Below are 17,708 nucleotides of genomic sequence, written 5' to 3'. Positions count from 1 at the left end.
GGAATGTTCCGTGCTCAGTGGCAGGGCTTGACCGTGACGTGGCGCACGTCGTGTGCGGCGTTGTGCGCGAGCGGGCTTTCGGCGAAGGCGACGCCATACAAGACGAACAGGCCCAGCGCCGCGGCGCCGGCCAGTTGCAGCAGCAGGTTGCGCGGCGTGCCGGCATGGGCGAAGCCGCCGGTGGGGGAAGTGGTGTGCGTGGAGGAGGTGTTCATTGCGGGTTCCATTCGAGGTGAGGGTTGGGATTCATCAGGACATGCGCGCGATCGAGACCGTCGCGTGGCGCCCGTCGGTGCCGCGGTGCCTGTGCTTGGGGACGACCAGCGCCGCCATCGGCAGGCCGCCGCCGGCCAGCAGCGCGGCCGCCTCGCTGACCGAAGGCGTGCCGGTGTGGCGGCGCACCGTTTCCGACGGATGCGGCACGGGCACCTCGGCCAGCTGCGCGGCGGGATAGAAGCGCAGCGCCCAGCCGTGGGCCGCGGCCAGCGCCAGCAGGCCGGGCTCGTCGGCCTTCAGGTCGATGCTGGCGGCCGCGGCCACCTGCGCGAGCTGCGCGCCGATGCCGGCCAGCGCCTCGTCGATCGCCTGCTGCAGCGTGTGCTGGGGCGTGCCGCGGTCGCAGCCCAGGCCGATGGCGTAGCGCACGGTGCTCATTGCGGCGGCCGGTAGACGACGAGCCGCTCGGCCAGCGTGCGCCAGCGCTCGGCGCTCACTTCGGCCTGCGTGATCCACAGCACGGCCTTGAAGCGCGCGAGATCCACATCGTCGAAGCGCGCGAAGCGGTGGATGTTGGCGGGCAGGGGAGTCGGGCGGTTCCACCAATCAGTGCTGCCCGCTTCCTGCACCACCGCGACCGGCTCGCCGTTCACGACATGGGCCGAGACGCGCGTGATGTTGATCTTGGGCGCCTCCACCTTCCAGCCGAGTTCGCGCCCGAGGATGTCGACCGGGATGGTCTTGCCCACGTCCGACGCGGTGGTCAGCACGGGCGTGGCATCCAGTAGCGCGGCGACCTGCTCGGCCATCGCGTTGGCGCCGCCCACGTGGCCCGAGAGCACCGGAATCACGAACTGCGCGGCGTCGTCCACCACCAGCACGCCCGGGTCTTCGTCCTTGCTCTTGAGGTGTGGCGCGATCAGGCGCACCACGGCGCCGAGCGAAACGAAGAACACGATCTGGTCGAAGTCCGCGAACAGCGCGGCGATCTCGTCGCGGAAAGCGCCCGCATAGGCGCGCACGGGGTTGGGCAGTCCGGCCATGAGCGGCGCGAACTTGTAGCCCACGCACACGCTGGCCTCGGGCAGCAGGCGGGCCAGTCCGGCCGTTTGCTGCGCGCCGTGCTTGGTGATGGCCACGAGCACCACGCGGGGTGCGGCTTCATTCGTCATTCGGGTTTTCGTCCTCTTCGATTTCGGTGCTGGTTTTCTTGCGGCAGCCGCGCACCAGTTCGCCGCGTTCGCGGCCGGGGTTCTTCACCAGCAGCAGCGACAGGTAGTTGACCTTGCTGCCTTTCAGGCTGGCCACGTCGTGCACGATGCGTTCGACCGGCGAGCCGGCCTTCTCGATGAAGCGGCTGTGCGCGAGCAGGCCGCGCCGCGCCAGCAGGTCGATCAGGTCGTCGAGCAGCGGCTTGACCTTCATGAGCACCAGCGTGTCGAAGTCGTCCAGCATCTTCTCGACCGCGGCAATGCCGTAGGCCGCCGGCACGATGGCCACGGTGTCGTCCTGCTCCGAGAGCGGCAGCTGCAGGCGCGCGCAGGCTGCGTTGAAGGAGGTGACGCCGGGCACCACGTCGATGCGCGCGGCCGGGTCGAGCTCGCGCAGCACGCGCGCCAGGTAGCAGAAGCTCGCATAGGTGGAGGCATCGCCCTCGACCAGGAACAGCACGTCCTGCCCGGTCGCCAGCAGCGCCTGCACGGTCTCGGCGGCCTTCAGCCAGTGGCGCGCGAGCTTCTCGGCGTCGTGCGTCATCGGGAACAGCAGCGCCTGGTGCTGCGCGGGCGCCGACAGGCCGGCGCGCAGCGCGATGTCGAGCGCGTAGCTTTCCTTGCGCAGGCTGCGCACGGGGTAGGTCCAGACCGCGTCGGTGCGCGTCAGCAGGGACCAGGCGCGGCGCGTGATCAGGTCCGGATCGCCCGGGCCGAGCGATACGCCGTGGAGCATGCCGGGTGCCGTCATGCCGCACCGCCCGTCAGCACGCGGACCTCAGTCCTTTGCGCACAGACCAGCCACACCGGGTTCTCGGCCGCGAGCCGGTGCATGTGCAGGATCGGCTTGCTGCGCGAGGCCTGCAGCTGCAGCACGTCCCAGCTCGCACCCTGCGCCTTCAACGCCTCGACCGCACCTGCGAGGTTCTCGATGGTCACGAAGTTCATCACCAGCCAGCCGCCCGGACGCAGGCGCCGCAGCACCAGCGCGATGAGCTCGGCCAGTTCGCCGCCGGAGCCGCCGATGAAGACGGCGTCCGGATCGGCCCAGGCCGCCAGGCCCTCGGGCGCCTTGTCGTGCACCAGGCTGTGGTTGCTGATGCCCATGGCCTGCCGGTTGCGCGCGACGATGGCGCTGTCGTCCGCGTTCTTCTCGATCGCGTAGACATGGCCGCGCCAGCACAGCCGCGCCGCCTCCAGCCCGACCGAGCCGGAGCCCGCGCCGATGTCCCACACCACGCTGTCGGCGCGCAGCTGCATGCGCGCGAGCGAGACGGCGCGCACCTCGTTCTTGGTGATCAGGCCCTTCTCGGGATGGCGCTGTTCGAAGCTCGCGTCCGGCAGGCCGAACAGCACCTGCGGCGCGCGCAGCCGGGTGCGCCAGAGCAGCACCACGTTCGGGTCGGCAAAACGCATCTGTGCCGCCGCCGCGATGCGCATGCCGCTGACCACGCGCTCCTCGGGCTGGCACAGGCGCTCGGCCACGGCCATCTCGAAATCGTCGGCCAGGCCCTCGGCCACCAGCATGCGCGCGATGCGGTCGGGCGTGTTGTCGGGGCTGGTGAGCACGGCCAGGCGGTCGTGCTGGCGGATGTCGCGCAACAGTGCATAGAGGCCGTGCGCGGGCGGCGATCCCGGCAGCCAGTCGCCCGCGTCCTTCGCGTGCACCGAGGCGAACTTCATCTCCTGCCAAGGCAGGCCGAGCCGCGCGCAGGCCAGCTGCAGCGTCGACACGTTCGGGATGACCTCGATCGCCTCGATGCACAGGCGTGCGGCCAGGAAGGCCGCGATGCCATGGCACAGCGGATCGCCGGTGGCCAGCACGACCACGCGGCGCTCTTCGGCCTGTGCGGCGCGGATCCATTCGGGCACCTGCGACAGTGCGCCGGTGAGGTCGCGCTGCACCGCGCCGGGTGCGATGTGCGGCGCGAACAGCGCCAGCGTGCGTGCGGCGCCGATCACCAGCTGCGCCTGCTGCAGATGGGCCATCGCGCTGCGCCCGAGGCTCGCATCGCCGTCGTCCAGCACGCCGAGGATGCGGCATTTGTGGGTCATGTTGTTGTCGTTGTCGTTCACGGCGCCTCCGCGATCTTTCGGCCTTCGAAGTCGCAGACCAGCACTTTCAGTTCGAATTGGTCGGGGTAGCGTGTGCGCAGCGTCTGGATGACGCGCTGCGCGAGCGCCGTGTGAAAGGCGGCGCCGAGCCCGAGCGTGTCCATGCGCTCGCCGGCATAGCGCGCGGTCTCGTTGCCGCGGATCGCATCGCACACATCGGGCGGCGCGCCGAGTCCGGCGGCCAGGTCGGCCAGCAGGCCGGTGTCGACCTCTGCCCGGCCGGCGTGGGTGATGGTCTCGCCCTGCGCGATCTTGGTGAGCTTGCCGACCATGCCGCCGATCACCACTTTCCGGATCCCGGCCTTGACCGCGGCGCCCATCGCATAGCGCAGGAAGTCGCCCATCTGCACGAAGGCCGGCTCGGGCAGCTCCGGCATTTCGGCCATCACGAATTTCTCGGTGCGCCCGCCGGTCGTGAGCACGACCACGCCGTGGCCCAGCGTGCCCGCCACCTGCACGCCCTGCACCACGCTCGCGCGGTAGGCGGCGGTGGAGTACGGCTTGACGATGCCGGTCGTGCCCAGGATCGAGATGCCGCCGAGGATGCCCAGGCGCGCGTTGAGCGTCTTCCTGGCCATCTCCTCGCCCTGCGGCACGGAGATGGCGACTTCGAGGCCGACTTCGTCGAGCAGCGTCGCGCCCACCGCGCGCACGTTGGCCTCGATGTTGCGGCGCGGCACCGGGTTGATGGCGGGGCCGCCCACGGCGAGCCCGAGGCCCGGCATGGTGACGGTGCCCACGCCGGCGCCGCCGGCCAGCACCACCTGGCCCGCGAGCTCGGGCAGCAGGCGCACATCGGCCGTGAGATGGGCCTTGTCGGTGCAGTCGGGATCGTCGCCGGCGTCCTTGATGACCATCGCATGCGCGCTCGCGCCGTCGACGCGGCCGTCGTGCACCGCGAAGCGCACGAGGTCGCCGTTGGGCAGCAGGCACTCGACCTCGCCGGGCACCTGCCCCGTGACCAGGCCGATCACCGCCGCGCGCGCCGCCGCGGCCGAACACGCACCGGTCGTGAAACCGGTGCGGGTGCCGCGGGGCGCGCCCTTGTCCATCATGCGGCGTGTTCGCGCGCCTCGGCCAGGCTCAGCAGCGCGTGGATCGCGGCCACCACCAGCGTGGAGCCGCCCTTGCGCCCGCGGATCACGATCCAGGGCACGTCGTTTTCGAGCGCGACCAGGTCCTTCGACTCGGCCGCCGACACGAAGCCCACCGGCATGCCGACCACCAGCGCGGGGCGCGCGCCCTCCTCGTGGATCAGCCGCACGATCTCGATCAGCGCGGTGGGCGCATTGCCGATGCCGACGATCGCGCCGTCGACCAGCCCGAGCCGATGCGCCTTGCGCATCGCCTGCACCGCGCGCGTGGTGCCTTCGGCCATCGCCTGCGAGATCACGTCGGGGTCGCTGATGAACTGGTGCGTGCCCATGCCGAAGTGGGCCAGGCGCGGGGCCGAGAGGCCGACGCAGATCATCTCGACATCGGCCAGCACGCGGCTGGCGCGCGAGCGGATGGCGGCGATGGCGGCGTCGACCGCTTCAGGATGAAAGTCGGTCAGGCCGTTGAAGTCGAAGTCGGCGTTCGCATGGATCATGCGGCGCACCACGGGCCACTGGTCAGCGGTGTAGGCATGCGATGCCACCTCGCGGTCGATCACCGCGAAGGAATCGTGCTCGATGGCACGGCCCGCCGCGGTGAGCTGCTCGGTGACGACGTTGGCCGCCGTGGAAGACGCCGGCTTCATCGCAGCACCGGCACCGGATCGTGCGCATGGGCGTGGCCATGCGCGTGGTCGTGATCGTGGTCGTGATGGTGATCGTGACCATGGTCATGGCCGTGCGCGCCCGCATCGCCATGGTGATGGCCGCCCAGCCCGTGTTCCACCGCGAAGTCGCGGAACTTGCAGCCGTCGCAGGGCATGAGCGCGGCCGGTGCGCCGCGCCGCAGGTCATCCACGCGCTGCTCCAGCAGCGCAAAGATCTCGGGCTCGAAGCCGAAGTAGCGCGTGGAGACAAAACGGATCGTCGGGTATTGCGCCTTCAGGTGTTCGACTTGGCGCGCGATCCGTTCGACCAGCGTGCCGTTGAACAGGTAGTACGGCAGCACCACCACCTGCTTCATGCCCAGCAGGCTCTGGCGCTGCACGGCCCGCTCCAGACGCGGGTAGGTGATGCCCGTGAAGGCAAGGTCGACCAGCTCGTGGTCGGTCTCCTCCATCAGCCAGCGCGCCATCTTGGCCATGTCGCCGTTGGCCTGGCGGTCCGACGAACCCCGGCCCAGGATCACCACGCCGGTGGTGGTCGGGTCGGGCATGTCGAGCGCCTGCATCGCGTCCTTGAGGCGGCGCCGCAGGATCGCCAGGATCGGGTCGCAGGCCGTGAGGTGCGGCGCATAGAGGAACTGCACCATCGGGTACTTGAGCCGGGCGCCGTCGATGGCCTGCGGGATGTCCATCTTCACGTGGCCCGCGGCATTGAGGATGAGCGGCACCACGATCACGCGCCGCGCGCTCTCGGCGGCGCGGCGCAGGCCCTCGCTCATCGTGATCTCGGAGAACTCGATGAAGCAGACCTCGATGCGCCAGCCCGGCTGCCGCTCGCGCCATTGCGCGGCGAAGGCCTCGATCTCGTCGTTGCCGGATTTTTCGCGCGAGCCGTGGCCCACCAGCAGAATGGTTTCTGAGTTCATGGAAGTTCCTGGCGCAGGGTTTCGGCGGGAACGCTCGCGCGCCTGAAGCGGTGCGTGAAGCTCGCGTCGTAGAGCTTGGATTTGGCGAGCGTGGTCCACTGCCGCGCGCCCAGCGTGGGGCTGGCGATGATCATCGACTGGGTCGCGATGCGGGCCTCGCGGCACAGCGCCTGGATAGTCGCCACCGTGCCGCGCACGATCTTCTCTTCGCCGGGCCAGCTCGCCTTGTGGACCACCACCACGGGCGCATCGGGCGACCAGCCGGCGGCCGCGAGTGCGGCCGTGACCTTGCCCAGCAGCGTGATGCTCAGGAAGATGCACAGCGTGCTGTGGTGCGCGGCCAGCGCCTCGAGCGACTCGCCCTCGGGCATCGGCGTGCGGCCTTCGACGCGCGTGAAGATCACGGTCTGCGTGACCTCGGGCAGCGTGAGGCTTTCCACCGCCGCGGCCGCCGATGCCATGGCGGAGGACACGCCCGGCACCACCCCGATCGGCACGCCCGCCGCATCCAGCGGCTGCACCAGTTCGATCAGCGCGCCGTACAGGCCCGGGTCGCCGGTCTGCAGGCGCACCACGGTCTCGCAGCGCGCGGCCTGCGCGATCAGCCAGGCCGACATCTGCTCGAGCGTCATGTCCTTGCTGTCGGCAATGGCGCAGTCCGGATGCGCCCAGCGCATCGCGGCTTCGCTCACCAGCGAGCCCGCGAACAGGATCGCCCCGGCGCGCTCGACGAGGCCGCGGCCCTTGACGGTGATGAGTTCCGGATCGCCCGGGCCCGCACCGACGAACCACACGGTTCCCGGCGCCGGCGCACTGCCTGGAGCGATGGCTCGCTCGTTCATCATGATGATTCCTCCGCGCCCGCCGCGCGATAGATGGTCGGTAGGACCGGGCAGCGGGAGAAATCGGAGGGGCGTCAGTGGATGCGGTTCCGGCGGATGCACACCTGCATCGAGCCGGACGCCATGCGCCGCCCGCCGATCCTCGCCCACCGCAAGGTCATGCGCTGGTCGTCAGGCCGGTCTCCGGGCTCACGAGCGGAAGGCCATCGGCTCTCCAGCAAGACCACCTTCCCATGCCGTTCGCGGCACAGTGGCGCGGGACCGAATCCCGGGGCCTTGCTTCTGACTCGTTTACCGTTGCGGGGGCAGCGTCGGCATTGCGCGGTGTTCTCTCCACCGCCGCGCACCGACTTCCCGTTTCACCCTGGCCACCCCGCCGTTGATACGGGGCGCCAGGACACCTGACAACGCGCGCAAAGTGTATCAGGCGGTCTGGGCTCGATGAACGGCGGAAGGAGCCCCATGCCGGGGAAGGGAAGGCGCATCGGCGCGCTCCATCCGCCGCAGCGCGGCGCTCAGCTCGTCCTGCTCCGCAGGGCCCAGCTCGCGCGCCAGGCGCCTGAACCCGGCCTGGTAGCAGGGCAGCATCAGCGCCGCGGTGAGCGCGTGGACGTCATCGCCGCGTGCAAGGCGCTCATGGCACGCAGCGATGCTCCGATACACGCCGAGCGCCTGCGCGACGCGGGTTTTCCTGCTGCTGTCGTTGCTGCTCTCGATGCTCATCGCCGGCTCCTTGTGGCGCGCCGTGGATGGCGCCGCAAGGCAACTCTATGGATTGGCGGGCGCAGCGGGGAGTAACAAGATCGTCGTGAATCCGGCCCTACTCGACCGCGACCTTGCCCTCCTTGACCAGCCTCGCGAACTTCACCGTCTCTTCGCGGATGCGCGCCGCCATCTCGGCGGAGCTGTCGCCGATCGGCTCGGCGCCGATGGCGCGCATCCGCTCGGCGAACTCCGGCGACTTGATGATCCTGGCCATCTCGGCGTGAAGCTTCGAGGTGATGTCCTTCGGCGTGCCCGCCGGTGCCAGCACCCCGAACCAGGTGCCGATGTCGAAGCCTTTCAGGCCGGCCTCTTCGAGCGTCGGCACGTCGGGCAGCACGGCGGAGCGCTTCGCGGTGGTGACGGCCAGCGCGCGCAGCTTGCCGCCCTTGATGTGCTGCAGCACGGGCGTGATGGTGTCGAAGGACATGTCCACCTGTCCGCCCAGCAGGTCGGTGGTGAGCGGACCGCTGCCCTTGTATGGCACGTGCAGCAGCCTGACGCCGGTGCTGGCCTGGAACTGGGTGCCGATCAGGTGCTGGGCCGTGCCGTTGCCGTTGGAGCCGTAGGTCATCTCCTTCGGCGACGACTTGGCGAGCGCGACCAGTTCGGCGGCCGACTTGGCCGGCGTGAGCGACGCGTTGACCACCAGCACATTGGGCACCATCGCCACCGTGGTGATGGGCGCAAAGTCTTTCTGGAAGTCGTAGGGCAGCTTCTTGTAGACGCTGGTCGCGATGGTGTGGTGCACCGCGCCCATCAGCAGCGTGTAGCCATCGGGCCTGGCCTTGGCGACGTAGTCGGCGCCCAGCGTGGCGCCGGCGCCGGGCTTGCTTTCCACGATCACGGGCTGGCCCAGGGCCTTGGAGAGCGCATCGGCCAGCGCGCGGGCCAGCACGTCGGTGGTGCCGCCGGAGGGGAAGGGCACGACCAGGCTGATCGGCTTGGCCGGCCACGGCTCTTGCGCGGTGGCCCAGGGCGCGATGCAAAGGCCGAGGGTCGCCAGGACGGTTCCCGCGAGGGCGCGGCGCCTGGTGGCGCATGGTTGCTTCATCATGTTTTGTCTCCTGGCTGACGGTCTGCGCCGTGTGTTTTCTTTAGGCGAGCCGCGCGCACACGGCCTGCGTGACCTGCGCCGTGGTGGCGCTGCCGCCGAGATCGCGCGTGTGCAGCGCGGGGTCGGCCGTCACGGCTTCGATCGCCTGCATGACGCGCCGCGCGGCCTCGGCCTCGCCCAGGTGCTCCAGCAGCATCACGACCGACCAGAAGGTGCCGACCGGATTGGCCAGGCCCTTGCCCATGATGTCGAAGGCGGAGCCGTGGATCGGTTCGAACATCGACGGGTAGCGCCGCTCGGGATCGATGTTGCCGGTGGGGGCGATGCCCAGGCTGCCCGCGAGCGCGGCGGCCAGGTCGCTGAGGATGTCGGCATGCAGGTTGGTCGCGACGATGGTGTCGAGCGAGGCCGGCCGGTTGATCATGCGCGCGGTCGATGCATCGACCAGTTCCTTGTCCCAGGTGACGTCCGGAAACTCCTTCGATATCTGCAGCGCGATCTCGTCCCACATCACCATCGCGTGGCGCTGGGCGTTACTCTTGGTGATGACCGTGAGCAGCTTGCGGGGCCGCGACTGCGCCAGCCTGAAGGCGAAGCGCATGATGCGTTCGACGCCGGCACGGGTCATCATCGACACGTCGGTGGCGGCTTCGATCGGATGGCCCTGGTGCACGCGGCCGCCGACGCCCGCGTACTCGCCTTCGGAGTTCTCGCGCACGATCACCCAGTTCAGGTCGTCCGGTCCGCAGCGCTTGAGGGGGCCATCGATGCCGGGCAGGATGCGCGTCGGGCGCACGTTGGCGTACTGGTCGAAGCCCTGACAGATCTTCAGCCGCAGGCCCCAGAGCGTGATGTGGTCGGGAATGTGCGGATCGCCCGCCGAGCCGAACAGGATCGCGTCCTTGCCGCGCAGCGCGTCGAGGCCGTCGTCCGGCATCATCTTGCCGTGCGCGCGGTAGTAGTCACCGCCCCAGCCGAAGTTCTCGAATTCAAAGCCGAAGCTGCTGCTGGCCGAAGCCAGCGCTTCGAGCACTTTCTGGCCTGCGGGAACGACTTCCTTGCCGATGCCGTCTCCGGGGATGGTTGCGATCTTGTACGTCTTCATGGCGATGTCTGCGGGAGGTTGGAAAGAGCTCCGACTGTAGGAAGCAGGAGCCCGCGGAATCGGCGCTAAAGTGAAGCCATCGTTAACCTGTATTCAACAGTGGAGCCGCGATGAGCAGCGCCATCCTTCCGGCCGATCTCGGCTTCTTCTCCACCCTGGCCAGCGCCGGCAGCCTCAGCGCCGCTGCGCGGGAACTGGGCATCACCACGCCCGCGGTCAGCAAGCACCTGGCGCTGATGGAATCGCGCGCCGGCGTGCTGCTGGTCAACCGCTCGACGCGCCGCATGAGCCTCACGCCCGAGGGCGAGCTGTACCTGGAGCATGCGCGCCGCATCCTCGGCGAGATCGACGGCATGGAGGAACTGCTGGGCGTGTCGCGCGCCACGCCGCGCGGCCTGCTGCGCGTGAATGCCACGCTGGGCTTCGGGCGCAGCCATGTCGCGCCGCTGATCTCGCGCTTCGTGCGCAAGCATCCGGCCGTGGAAGTGCAGCTGCAGCTGTCGGTCAATCCGCCGGCGCCGAGCGAGGACCTGTTCGATGTCTGCGTGCGCTTCGGCGCGCCGCCGGACATCCGCGTGGTGGCAAGGCATATCGCGTCGAACCGCCGGCTGCTGTGCGCATCGCCCGCCTACCTGGCGGCGCGCGGCATGCCCAAGGTGCCGAACGACCTGGCCAGGCACAACTGCATCGGCATCCGCCAGGGCGAGGAGGCCTATGGGGTCTGGCGCCTGACGAGCGGCAGAGGGCGCCATGCGCGCACCGAGTCCGTCAGGACGCGCGGCAACCTGGCGACCAACGACGGCGAGATCGCTGTGAACTGGGCGCTCGAAGGCCACGGCATCCTGATGCGGGCCGAGTGGGACATCAACCGCTACCTGCGCAGCGGCCGCCTGGTGCAGGTGCTGCCGCAGTACTTCACGCCCGATGCGGATATCTATGCCGTGTACCCGCAGCGGCACCAGCTGGCCGCGCGGGTGCGGGCCTTCGTCGATTTCCTGGCGCTCTCCTTCACGCAGCAGGCGGCGTCGGGCAAGGCATAGCCGAGCCGAGGAGGGTCGCTGCCGAAAGACCCATGCTTGCCAGCCCGTCCACCGCAGGTGTAGGAAAGGGGCGCGTCGGCGCGTGAGAACGGCTTGCCGCCGTGCAGCACGGGTGAGAATCCGTGGATGCATCCAACCAGCAGCACCTCATTCCTGCAGTCCACCATCAGGCCCGCCCTCATGGCCGCAGCCATCGCGGCGCTTGTCGCAGGCTGCGCTTCCGCACCGCCCGGATCGGCAACGCAGCCGCCGGGCACCACAGCGGGTCAGCGGCCCGCAACTGCGCCCACGCCCACGCCCGCAGCTACGGACACTGCCGCGCTCGAGCAGCAGCGCTTTGCCAAATGGGTCGCAGACTTCCGCGCCACCGCACGCGCATCCGGCATCAGCGAGGCCACCTTGCGAAGCGCCTTCGACCAGGTGCAGTTTCTTCCGCGGGTGATCGAGCTGGACCGCGCCCAGCCCGAGTTCACGCGCACGGCCTGGGACTATCTCGACAACACCGTCTCGCCCCAGCGCATTGCCACGGGCCAGGACAAGCTGCTGCAGGTTCGCGCCGAAGCCGATGCGGCGGCCGCGCGCTACGGCGTGCCGGGCACCATCGTCGTCGCCATCTGGGGCATGGAAAGCAACTACGGCGGCAACTACGGCAGCACGCCGGTCATCGACGCGCTGGCCACGCTGGGCTTCGAGGGGCGGCGGGAAGACTGGGCCCGCCGCGAACTGCTCGCGGCGCTGAAGATCCTCGACAGCGGTGACATCGCGCGCGGCCGCATGATCGGCTCCTGGGCGGGCGCCATGGGCCAGACCCAGTTCCTGCCCTCGAACTTCCTGGCCTACGCGGTGGATGCAGACGGCGACGGACGCCGCGACATCTGGGGCAGCATGCCCGACGTGGTGGCCTCGACGGCCAACTTTCTCTCTCGCTCGGGCTGGCAGGCCGGCATGCCGTGGGGCGTGGAGGTCAAGTTGCCGGCGGGCTTCGACTACGGCCGCGCCGACATGGCCGTACGCCAGCCGAGCACGCAGTGGGCGGCCGAGGGAATCACGACGATGGACGGCCAGCCGCTGCCGGAATTTGCCGACGGCTCGGTGCTGCTGCCCGCGGGCGCACAGGGGCCGGCCTTCCTGGTCGGGCCGAACTTCCGCGCCGTGCTGCGCTACAACAACTCGACCAACTACGCGCTCGCCGTGGGCCTGCTCGCGCAGCGCCTTGGCGGCGGCCCCGACGTGCAGACGCCATGGCCAAGAAGCCTGTCGGCGCTCTCGCGCAGCCAGATGGTCGAGTTGCAGACTGCGCTCACCCAGCGCGGCTTTGCCACCGGCGCGGCCGACGGCGTCATGGGCCCCGCCACGCGCGAAGGGCTGCGCCGCTACCAGCGCAGCGTCGGCCTGCCCGCGGATGGCTATCCGAGCGCGGAGCTGCTGCAGCGCCTGCAGCAACAACCCTAGCGGGCACCGTTAAACTGGGGCCGGGTGCGGGGCCCTTGCTTCTGGTTGGCGGCGCCGCAGGTTCATGCGATGGTCGGGCCGCCACGCGGATCAGCCACGCCACCCTCCCATGCAAGAGCCCACCATCCAGTACGTTGCCGCAGCCATCTTTGCCGTGGCGCTCCTCCACACCTTTGCCGCCAAGCAGTTCGAGCGGCTGTCGCACCGCTTTCCCCGGCACGCCGGCCTGTTCCACCTGCTGGGCGAGGTGGAGGTCGTGTTCGGCTTCTGGGCCATCGTGCTCGTGCTTGCGATGGCCCTGCTGGTCGGCGGCGGGCCGGCGCTCGGCTATGCGGAGTCGCGCAATTACACCGAACCCCTGTTCGTCTTCGTCGTGATGGTGGTGGCCGCCTCGCGGCCCGTGCTGCGCACCGTCATGTCGGGCGTGAGCCTCATTGCGCGCGTGCTGCCGCTGCCCACGCCCGTCGCGGCGGCATGGCTCGGGCTGGCCGCCGTGCCGCTGCTGGGCTCGCTCGTCACCGAGCCCGCGGCCATGACCATCGCGGCGCTCATGCTCGCGCCGCAGATCTTCAGGCCGCAGGTGCCCGAAGCGGTGAAGTACCTCGCGCTGGGCGTGCTGTTCGTCAACGTGTCGATCGGCGGCACGCTCACGTCGTACGCGGCGCCGCCGGTGCTGATGGTGGCCTCGACCTGGCAATGGGACAGCGCCTTCATGCTCGCCACCTTCGGCTGGAAGGCCGCCATCGCCGTGCTCGTCAACGCCACCGTGGCCACCTTCGTGCTGCGCAAGCACCTGCCCGCCGCATCGGCCGCGGACGCGGCGCTCTCCGAAGCGCCCGTGCCGCCCGCCGTGGCCCTGGTGCACCTGGTGCTGCTGGCCGGCATCGTGCTGTTCGCGCATCATCCGGTCGCGTTCCTCGGGCTGTTCCTGATGTTCCTCGGATTCACGCAGGCCTACGAGCGCCACCAGAGCCCGCTGATCATCAAGGAAGCGCTGCTCGTCGGCTTCTTCCTGGCCGGGCTGGTGGTGCTGGGCGGCATGCAGCAGTGGTGGCTGGAGCCGGTCGTATCGAGCCTGCAGCCGCTGGCCTTGTTCTTCGGTGCGCTGGGCCTCACGGCCATCACCGACAACGCGGCGCTCACCTACCTGGGCTCGCTGATCACGAACATCCCGGACGAATCCAAGTACATGCTCGTCGCCGGCGCGGTGGCCGGCGGCGGCCTGACGGTGATTGCCAACGCGCCCAATCCCGCGGGCGTCGCGCTGCTCAAGCGCGGCTTCTCCGACGAGACCATCGGCGCTGGCGGACTGCTGCTGGGTGCGCTCGGGCCCACGCTCGTGGCCGCCGCGGCCTTCATGCTGTTGTAGCAGTGGAACCGCGCGCGGCGCGGATCGAAAGGAGACAGGAACATGCACGCGTTCTTTCACATCGGTCCGGCCGCAGGCGCGGTGCTCGCAGCGGCCCTGGCCATCGGCGGCTGCTCTTCGCACGGCGACGCCGTTTCATCCAGAAGCGCGAGGGCCGAGCCGCCGCCCACCGATTGCCGCGCCTGGGTGGGCGTCGACCGCAACCACGAGCTGCCCGGCTACCGGCTGCGGCAGCCCGATGGCCGCACCGTCTGCGTGCCGTTCGGCGTCAACGCCTACCGTCCGCCCGCGGGCTATGCCGGGAGCGACTACTACGTCGATGAATTCACCGATGCGCGCCTGAAGGAGCGCTGGCGCGCCTGCAAGGCTGATGCCGCCTGCTTCGCGCGCATCGATGCGCAGATGCAGCGCTGGCTGCCGCCGAACAAGGCGCGCTCGACGCGCTCGACCGGCGTGGTCGATCCCTCCGGCAGGATCGATCCGGAAGGGCTCGTCGACCTGCGGCAGATCCGGCGCCCGGCCTTCTTCGCCAAGGCGCCTTATGCCGAGGCCATTGCGCGCGCCGATGCCAGCACCTTCGTGGTCGAGTTCACCGTGCCGCGCGACAGCTTCGAGCGCCTTGGCCTGAAGATGGCCGATCCGGTCAAGCTGCGCGGCTGGTACATCGAAGGCCGCGGCGTCGACGACGGCAAGGGCGGCAGGATGCGCGCGCTGGCGATCATGGCGCCGGGCGGCGGCGGGCAGCTCACCGCGATCCAGCATCCCGATGAAAAGCCCTACCGCATCGACCCGGCCACGGGCCGCGCGGTCGAGGTCAAATTTCCGAACGCCACCACCGAGACCATGGGCCAGCGCTGGTGGCGCGAGAACCTCGATGCGCTCCACCAGGCGGGCTTCGACGTGCTGGCCTACGACCGGCGCGGCGAGGGCATCTCGGGCGGATTCAGCGACACCCACACGCTGGAGCAGGGCGAGGACGTGTTTCGCGTGCTCGCGCAACTCGACACCGGCCAAGGCCTGCGGCTGCTCACGCCTGACGGCCGCGTGCTCGAGGGCAGCGAGGCGGCAGGCAGGCTGCTGGGCGGCATGAAGTCGACGCGCATTCCGATCCTGCTCGGCGGCTATTCGCGCGGCTCGATGTCCACGGCCTGGGCCATGGCCAAGAACTTTTCGGGTGCGTGCAGCTACGACATGCCGGTGCCCGAATGCCAGCCGCCCAAGGGGCTTGCGAACATCAGGGGCGCGATCCTGCTGTCTTCATTCGCGAGCGGCGCGGGCTACCTGCCCGCCTCGCCCGACCTGGCCGACCGCAACCTGTTCCTGGGCGGCATGGCGGCGGATCATCACATCCTGTTCTATCCGAACTCGGCGCCGCTCGCGGGCATGCACAAATGGCCGGCCGCGTTCTTCGGCAAGGGCCCGTGGGACCGTGCGGAAACACTGCAAGGCACCGTGGCCGCCTACGACCGCATCCCTGGTGCACGTGAAATCGTGGTGGCCCGCGCACCCCATTCGATCGAGACCTGGCCCGAGAGCGACAGGCAATACCTGCGCGAGCGCATGGTGGCCTTCGCGAAGGTCGCGATCACGGGCGGCACCACCGTGCCGGGCGCAAAGCCCTGGTCCAACCTCAAGGAGCTGGTCGCCACCACGCCTGATTCGTGGGAGCCGTCGTCGAGGCCCAGGGTGGCCGACGGCTTGCCTTGACTGTTCTTCCATTTTGTTGGATATTCTGTCCGACATTATGGAAAATCAGCCATCCAGCCTCAACGACCGCATCGCGCAGCGCGTGCGAGACCTGCGCGCCGACCGCGGCCTTTCTCTCGAGGCGCTCGCGGCGCATTGCGGCGTCAGCCGCTCGATGATCTCGCTCATCGAGCGGGGCGAAAGCAGCCCGACGGCGGTGCTGCTCGAAAAACTCGCAACCGGCCTCGGCGTTCCGCTGGCGTCGCTGTTCGATGTGCCCCTGCCCGAGCCGGGCCCGGTGTCGCGGCTGGCCGACCAGCCGCAATGGCGCGATCCGCATTCGGGCTATGTGCGCCGCAACGTGTCGCCCGGCGGCTCCGCATCGCCGATCCATATCGTCGAGGTTCTTTTTCCGCCCAAGGCGCGCGTGGCCTACGAAACCGGCGCGCGGGAACCCCAGGTTCACCAGCAGGTGTGGGTGCTCGAAGGAAGCATCGAAGTCACGCTCGGCGACGACCGCCACCGGCTCGGCGCGGGCGACTGCCTGGCGCTGGTGCTCGACCGCCCCACCAGCTACTACAACCCCACGCGGCAGATCGCGCGCTATGCCGTCGTGATCGCCACCTCGCCCTCTTCCTGGAGATGACATGACAAAGCCAGCAGCAACCCCCGCGCCGCGCATCCGCGTTCTCTCCAGCGTCGACGACGCACATGTCCGCCAGCTGGCCGACGTGCTCGTCGACTGCGTCGAAGGCGGCGCCTCGGTCAGCTTCATGCTGCCGCTCACGCGCGAGCGCGCACTGGCCTTCTGGCGCCACGTGGCCGAGGGCGTGGCAGGCGGAGAACGCGCACTGCTGGTGGCCGAAGACGCGCAAGGCATCGTCGGCACGGTGCAGCTGGTGCTCGCACAACCCGAGAACCAGCCGCACCGCGCCGAGGTCTCGAAGATGCTCGTGCACCGGCGTGCCCGCCGCCAGGGCATCGGCGCACTGCTGATGCAGGCCGCCGAGCAGCTGGCCCTCGAATACGGAAAGACCCTGCTCGTGCTCGACACCTCCAGCGCCGAGGCCGAGCGGCTCTATGCCCGGCTCGGCTGGACGCGCGTCGGCGTCGTTCCGGGCTATGCGCTGCTGCCCGGTGGCGAGCCGTGCGACACCACCTACTTCTATCGCACGCTGCCGGATCAGCGCGTGGCACCGCAGGTGCGGTAGGCCGGGTTGCTGTTGCCTGCGGCGCGCGGCGCCGGTGCCGCAGCGGCTCTGCGGTTCACGGCCGTATGCAGCAGCAGCCCGCCGACCACCATCGCCATGCCGGCCAGCTCGTGGGCCGAGGGCAGCCTGCCCAGCGCAACGCCCATCAGCAAGGCCGACACCGGAACGAAATTCAGGAACGCCGTGCCGGTGACGGCACCCAGCGTGCGCACGCCGTAGTTGAAGGCCAGCACGGAGATGGCGGACGGCACCAGGCCCACGAACAGCAGCGCGTGCCACGAGAGGCGCAGGCCCTCGGCAGTGGGTGCATGGCTCGCGCCGAAGGCGGTGGCGATCAGCGCGCCCGCCAGCAGCAGCGGCCAGGAAGCCAGCACGGTGAGGGCCGAATACTCGACCACGTCGAGCGTGGGAAAGCGCGCCGCGCCGCGCGTGTACCAGATCCAGCCCAGCGTGCCGGCAAAGGCGACCGCATCGCCGAAGAGCGTCGAGCCGGCGGACGAAGAAGCGGTGCCGAAGAGCAGGCCCGACACCATGGCGACGCCCGCGAGCGCCAGCGCCGTCGCCAGCAGCGCCAGGCGCGCGGGCCGCACGCCGTCGAAGGCCCAGCGCACCAGTTGCGTGGTCATGGGCGTGGTGGCCACGATCACCGCGCCGTGCGAGGGCACTGAATGCGCGAGCCCGACGAACAGCATCACGCTGAAGACGCCGAAGCCCGCGGCGCCCCGCAGCGCCAGCGGCAGCGCGTGCAGGCGCAGCTTGCGCCAGGGCGCCGCGCCGCGCGGCAGCAGCAGCGCAGCGAACAGCAGGGCCGACATGCTGTAGCGGATCAGCGTGAGCCATACGGGCTCGACGTGCGGCAGGACGTCCTTGCCGACAAGGAACATGGCGCCCCATCCGGAGGTGGCGAGCAGCAGCGCGGCAATGCCGAGCGGGCGTGGATTGGCGGTGAACATGGTG

Annotated in this window: 19 protein-coding genes and 1 riboswitch; of the genes, 6 read left to right on the top strand and 13 right to left on the bottom strand. The window is 69.8% G+C overall.

All coding sequences use genetic code 11. The features are described 5' to 3' along the window. Positions 1 to 14: 14 nt before the first annotated feature. The 12 genes from IB278_RS07675 to IB278_RS07620 all read right to left on the bottom strand — a co-directional run bounded on the left by IB278_RS07675 (position 15) and on the right by IB278_RS07620 (position 9,993). The gene (locus IB278_RS07675; protein ID WP_192323115.1) at positions 15 to 215 is read right to left on the bottom strand and encodes a CbtB domain-containing protein; all 201 of its coding nucleotides are present in this window, start codon (positions 213 to 215) and stop codon (positions 15 to 17) included. 34 nt (positions 216 to 249) lie between these two features. Next, a complete protein-coding gene (locus IB278_RS07670; protein WP_192323114.1) occupies positions 250 to 654 on the bottom strand; it encodes a cobalamin biosynthesis protein in 405 nt (134 codons plus the stop codon). After that, positions 651 to 1,388, bottom strand: coding sequence for a cobalamin biosynthesis central domain-containing protein (locus IB278_RS07665; RefSeq protein WP_145740795.1), 738 nt, complete (start codon positions 1,386 to 1,388; stop codon positions 651 to 653). Before IB278_RS07665 ends, IB278_RS07670 begins: the two co-directional genes overlap by 4 nt. Then, on the bottom strand, positions 1,378 to 2,178 hold the full coding sequence (cobI, locus tag IB278_RS07660; RefSeq protein WP_145740797.1) for a precorrin-2 C(20)-methyltransferase: 801 nt from the start codon (positions 2,176 to 2,178) through the stop codon (positions 1,378 to 1,380). The genes IB278_RS07665 and cobI overlap by 11 nt, the downstream gene beginning before the upstream one ends. Next, complete coding sequence (gene cbiE / locus IB278_RS07655; RefSeq protein ID WP_412556319.1) at positions 2,175 to 3,503, bottom strand: precorrin-6y C5,15-methyltransferase (decarboxylating) subunit CbiE; 1,329 nt, start codon at positions 3,501 to 3,503, stop codon at positions 2,175 to 2,177. Before cbiE ends, cobI begins: the two co-directional genes overlap by 4 nt. Continuing rightward, entirely contained in the window at positions 3,500 to 4,597 is a 1,098-nt protein-coding gene (locus IB278_RS07650; RefSeq protein ID WP_192323113.1) for a cobalt-precorrin-5B (C(1))-methyltransferase, read from the bottom strand. The genes cbiE and IB278_RS07650 overlap by 4 nt, the downstream gene beginning before the upstream one ends. Further along, positions 4,594 to 5,283, bottom strand: coding sequence for a precorrin-8X methylmutase (locus IB278_RS07645; RefSeq protein ID WP_192323112.1), 690 nt, complete (start codon positions 5,281 to 5,283; stop codon positions 4,594 to 4,596). The genes IB278_RS07650 and IB278_RS07645 overlap by 4 nt, the downstream gene beginning before the upstream one ends. After that, the gene (locus IB278_RS07640; protein WP_192323111.1) at positions 5,280 to 6,227 is read right to left on the bottom strand and encodes a sirohydrochlorin chelatase; all 948 of its coding nucleotides are present in this window, start codon (positions 6,225 to 6,227) and stop codon (positions 5,280 to 5,282) included. Before IB278_RS07640 ends, IB278_RS07645 begins: the two co-directional genes overlap by 4 nt. Further along, entirely contained in the window at positions 6,224 to 7,069 is an 846-nt protein-coding gene (gene cobM / locus IB278_RS07635) for a precorrin-4 C(11)-methyltransferase (RefSeq protein WP_145741988.1), read from the bottom strand. Before cobM ends, IB278_RS07640 begins: the two co-directional genes overlap by 4 nt. 156 nt (positions 7,070 to 7,225) lie before the next feature. Further along, positions 7,226 to 7,489, bottom strand: a riboswitch (cobalamin riboswitch). A gap of 3 nt (positions 7,490 to 7,492) precedes the next feature. After that, on the bottom strand, positions 7,493 to 7,792 hold the full coding sequence (locus tag IB278_RS07630; protein WP_225612790.1) for a hypothetical protein: 300 nt from the start codon (positions 7,790 to 7,792) through the stop codon (positions 7,493 to 7,495). A 97-nt stretch (positions 7,793 to 7,889) separates the two neighbouring features. Then, positions 7,890 to 8,888 carry a Bug family tripartite tricarboxylate transporter substrate binding protein gene (locus IB278_RS07625; RefSeq protein ID WP_192323110.1) on the bottom strand — a complete coding sequence of 333 codons (999 nt, stop codon included), beginning with the start codon at positions 8,886 to 8,888 and terminating at the stop codon, positions 7,890 to 7,892. Between the two features lie 40 nt (positions 8,889 to 8,928). Continuing rightward, positions 8,929 to 9,993, bottom strand: coding sequence for a tartrate dehydrogenase (locus IB278_RS07620; RefSeq protein WP_192323109.1), 1,065 nt, complete (start codon positions 9,991 to 9,993; stop codon positions 8,929 to 8,931). 110 nt (positions 9,994 to 10,103) lie between these two features. Here IB278_RS07620 and IB278_RS07615 point away from each other — a divergent pair, with 110 nt between their 5' ends. The 6 genes from IB278_RS07615 (at position 10,104) to IB278_RS07590 (ending at position 16,751) form a co-directional block, all read left to right on the top strand. Beyond that, complete coding sequence (locus IB278_RS07615; RefSeq protein WP_192323108.1) at positions 10,104 to 11,033, top strand: LysR substrate-binding domain-containing protein; 930 nt, start codon at positions 10,104 to 10,106, stop codon at positions 11,031 to 11,033. Positions 11,034 to 11,159: 126 nt separating this feature from the next. Further along, positions 11,160 to 12,485 carry a lytic murein transglycosylase gene (locus IB278_RS07610; protein WP_192323107.1) on the top strand — a complete coding sequence of 442 codons (1,326 nt, stop codon included), beginning with the start codon at positions 11,160 to 11,162 and terminating at the stop codon, positions 12,483 to 12,485. A 109-nt stretch (positions 12,486 to 12,594) separates the two neighbouring features. Then, the gene (locus IB278_RS07605; protein WP_192323106.1) at positions 12,595 to 13,854 is read left to right on the top strand and encodes a putative Na+/H+ antiporter; all 1,260 of its coding nucleotides are present in this window, start codon (positions 12,595 to 12,597) and stop codon (positions 13,852 to 13,854) included. 42 nt (positions 13,855 to 13,896) lie between these two features. After that, on the top strand, positions 13,897 to 15,561 hold the full coding sequence (locus IB278_RS07600; RefSeq protein ID WP_192323105.1) for an alpha/beta fold hydrolase: 1,665 nt from the start codon (positions 13,897 to 13,899) through the stop codon (positions 15,559 to 15,561). Positions 15,562 to 15,598: 37 nt separating this feature from the next. Continuing rightward, positions 15,599 to 16,186 carry a helix-turn-helix domain-containing protein gene (locus IB278_RS07595; RefSeq protein ID WP_192323104.1) on the top strand — a complete coding sequence of 196 codons (588 nt, stop codon included), beginning with the start codon at positions 15,599 to 15,601 and terminating at the stop codon, positions 16,184 to 16,186. 1 nt (position 16,187) lies between these two features. Then, positions 16,188 to 16,751 (top strand): GNAT family N-acetyltransferase, encoded by a 564-nt coding sequence (locus tag IB278_RS07590; protein ID WP_192323103.1) that lies wholly within the window; start codon positions 16,188 to 16,190, stop codon positions 16,749 to 16,751. Here the strand turns inward: IB278_RS07590 and IB278_RS07585 are convergent. Further along, complete coding sequence (locus IB278_RS07585) at positions 16,724 to 17,704, bottom strand: DMT family transporter (RefSeq protein ID WP_192323102.1); 981 nt, start codon at positions 17,702 to 17,704, stop codon at positions 16,724 to 16,726. The genes IB278_RS07590 and IB278_RS07585 overlap by 28 nt on opposite strands. Between the last annotated feature and the right edge of the window lie 4 nt (positions 17,705 to 17,708).

Origin of the sequence: Variovorax sp. VRV01 (assembly GCF_014852545.1) — a bacterium.
Lineage (GTDB): Bacteria > Pseudomonadota > Gammaproteobacteria > Burkholderiales > Burkholderiaceae_C > Variovorax > Variovorax beijingensis_A.
The sequence above is the reverse complement of the archived record's forward strand: the minus strand, read 5'-3'. Positions and strand labels throughout refer to the sequence as shown.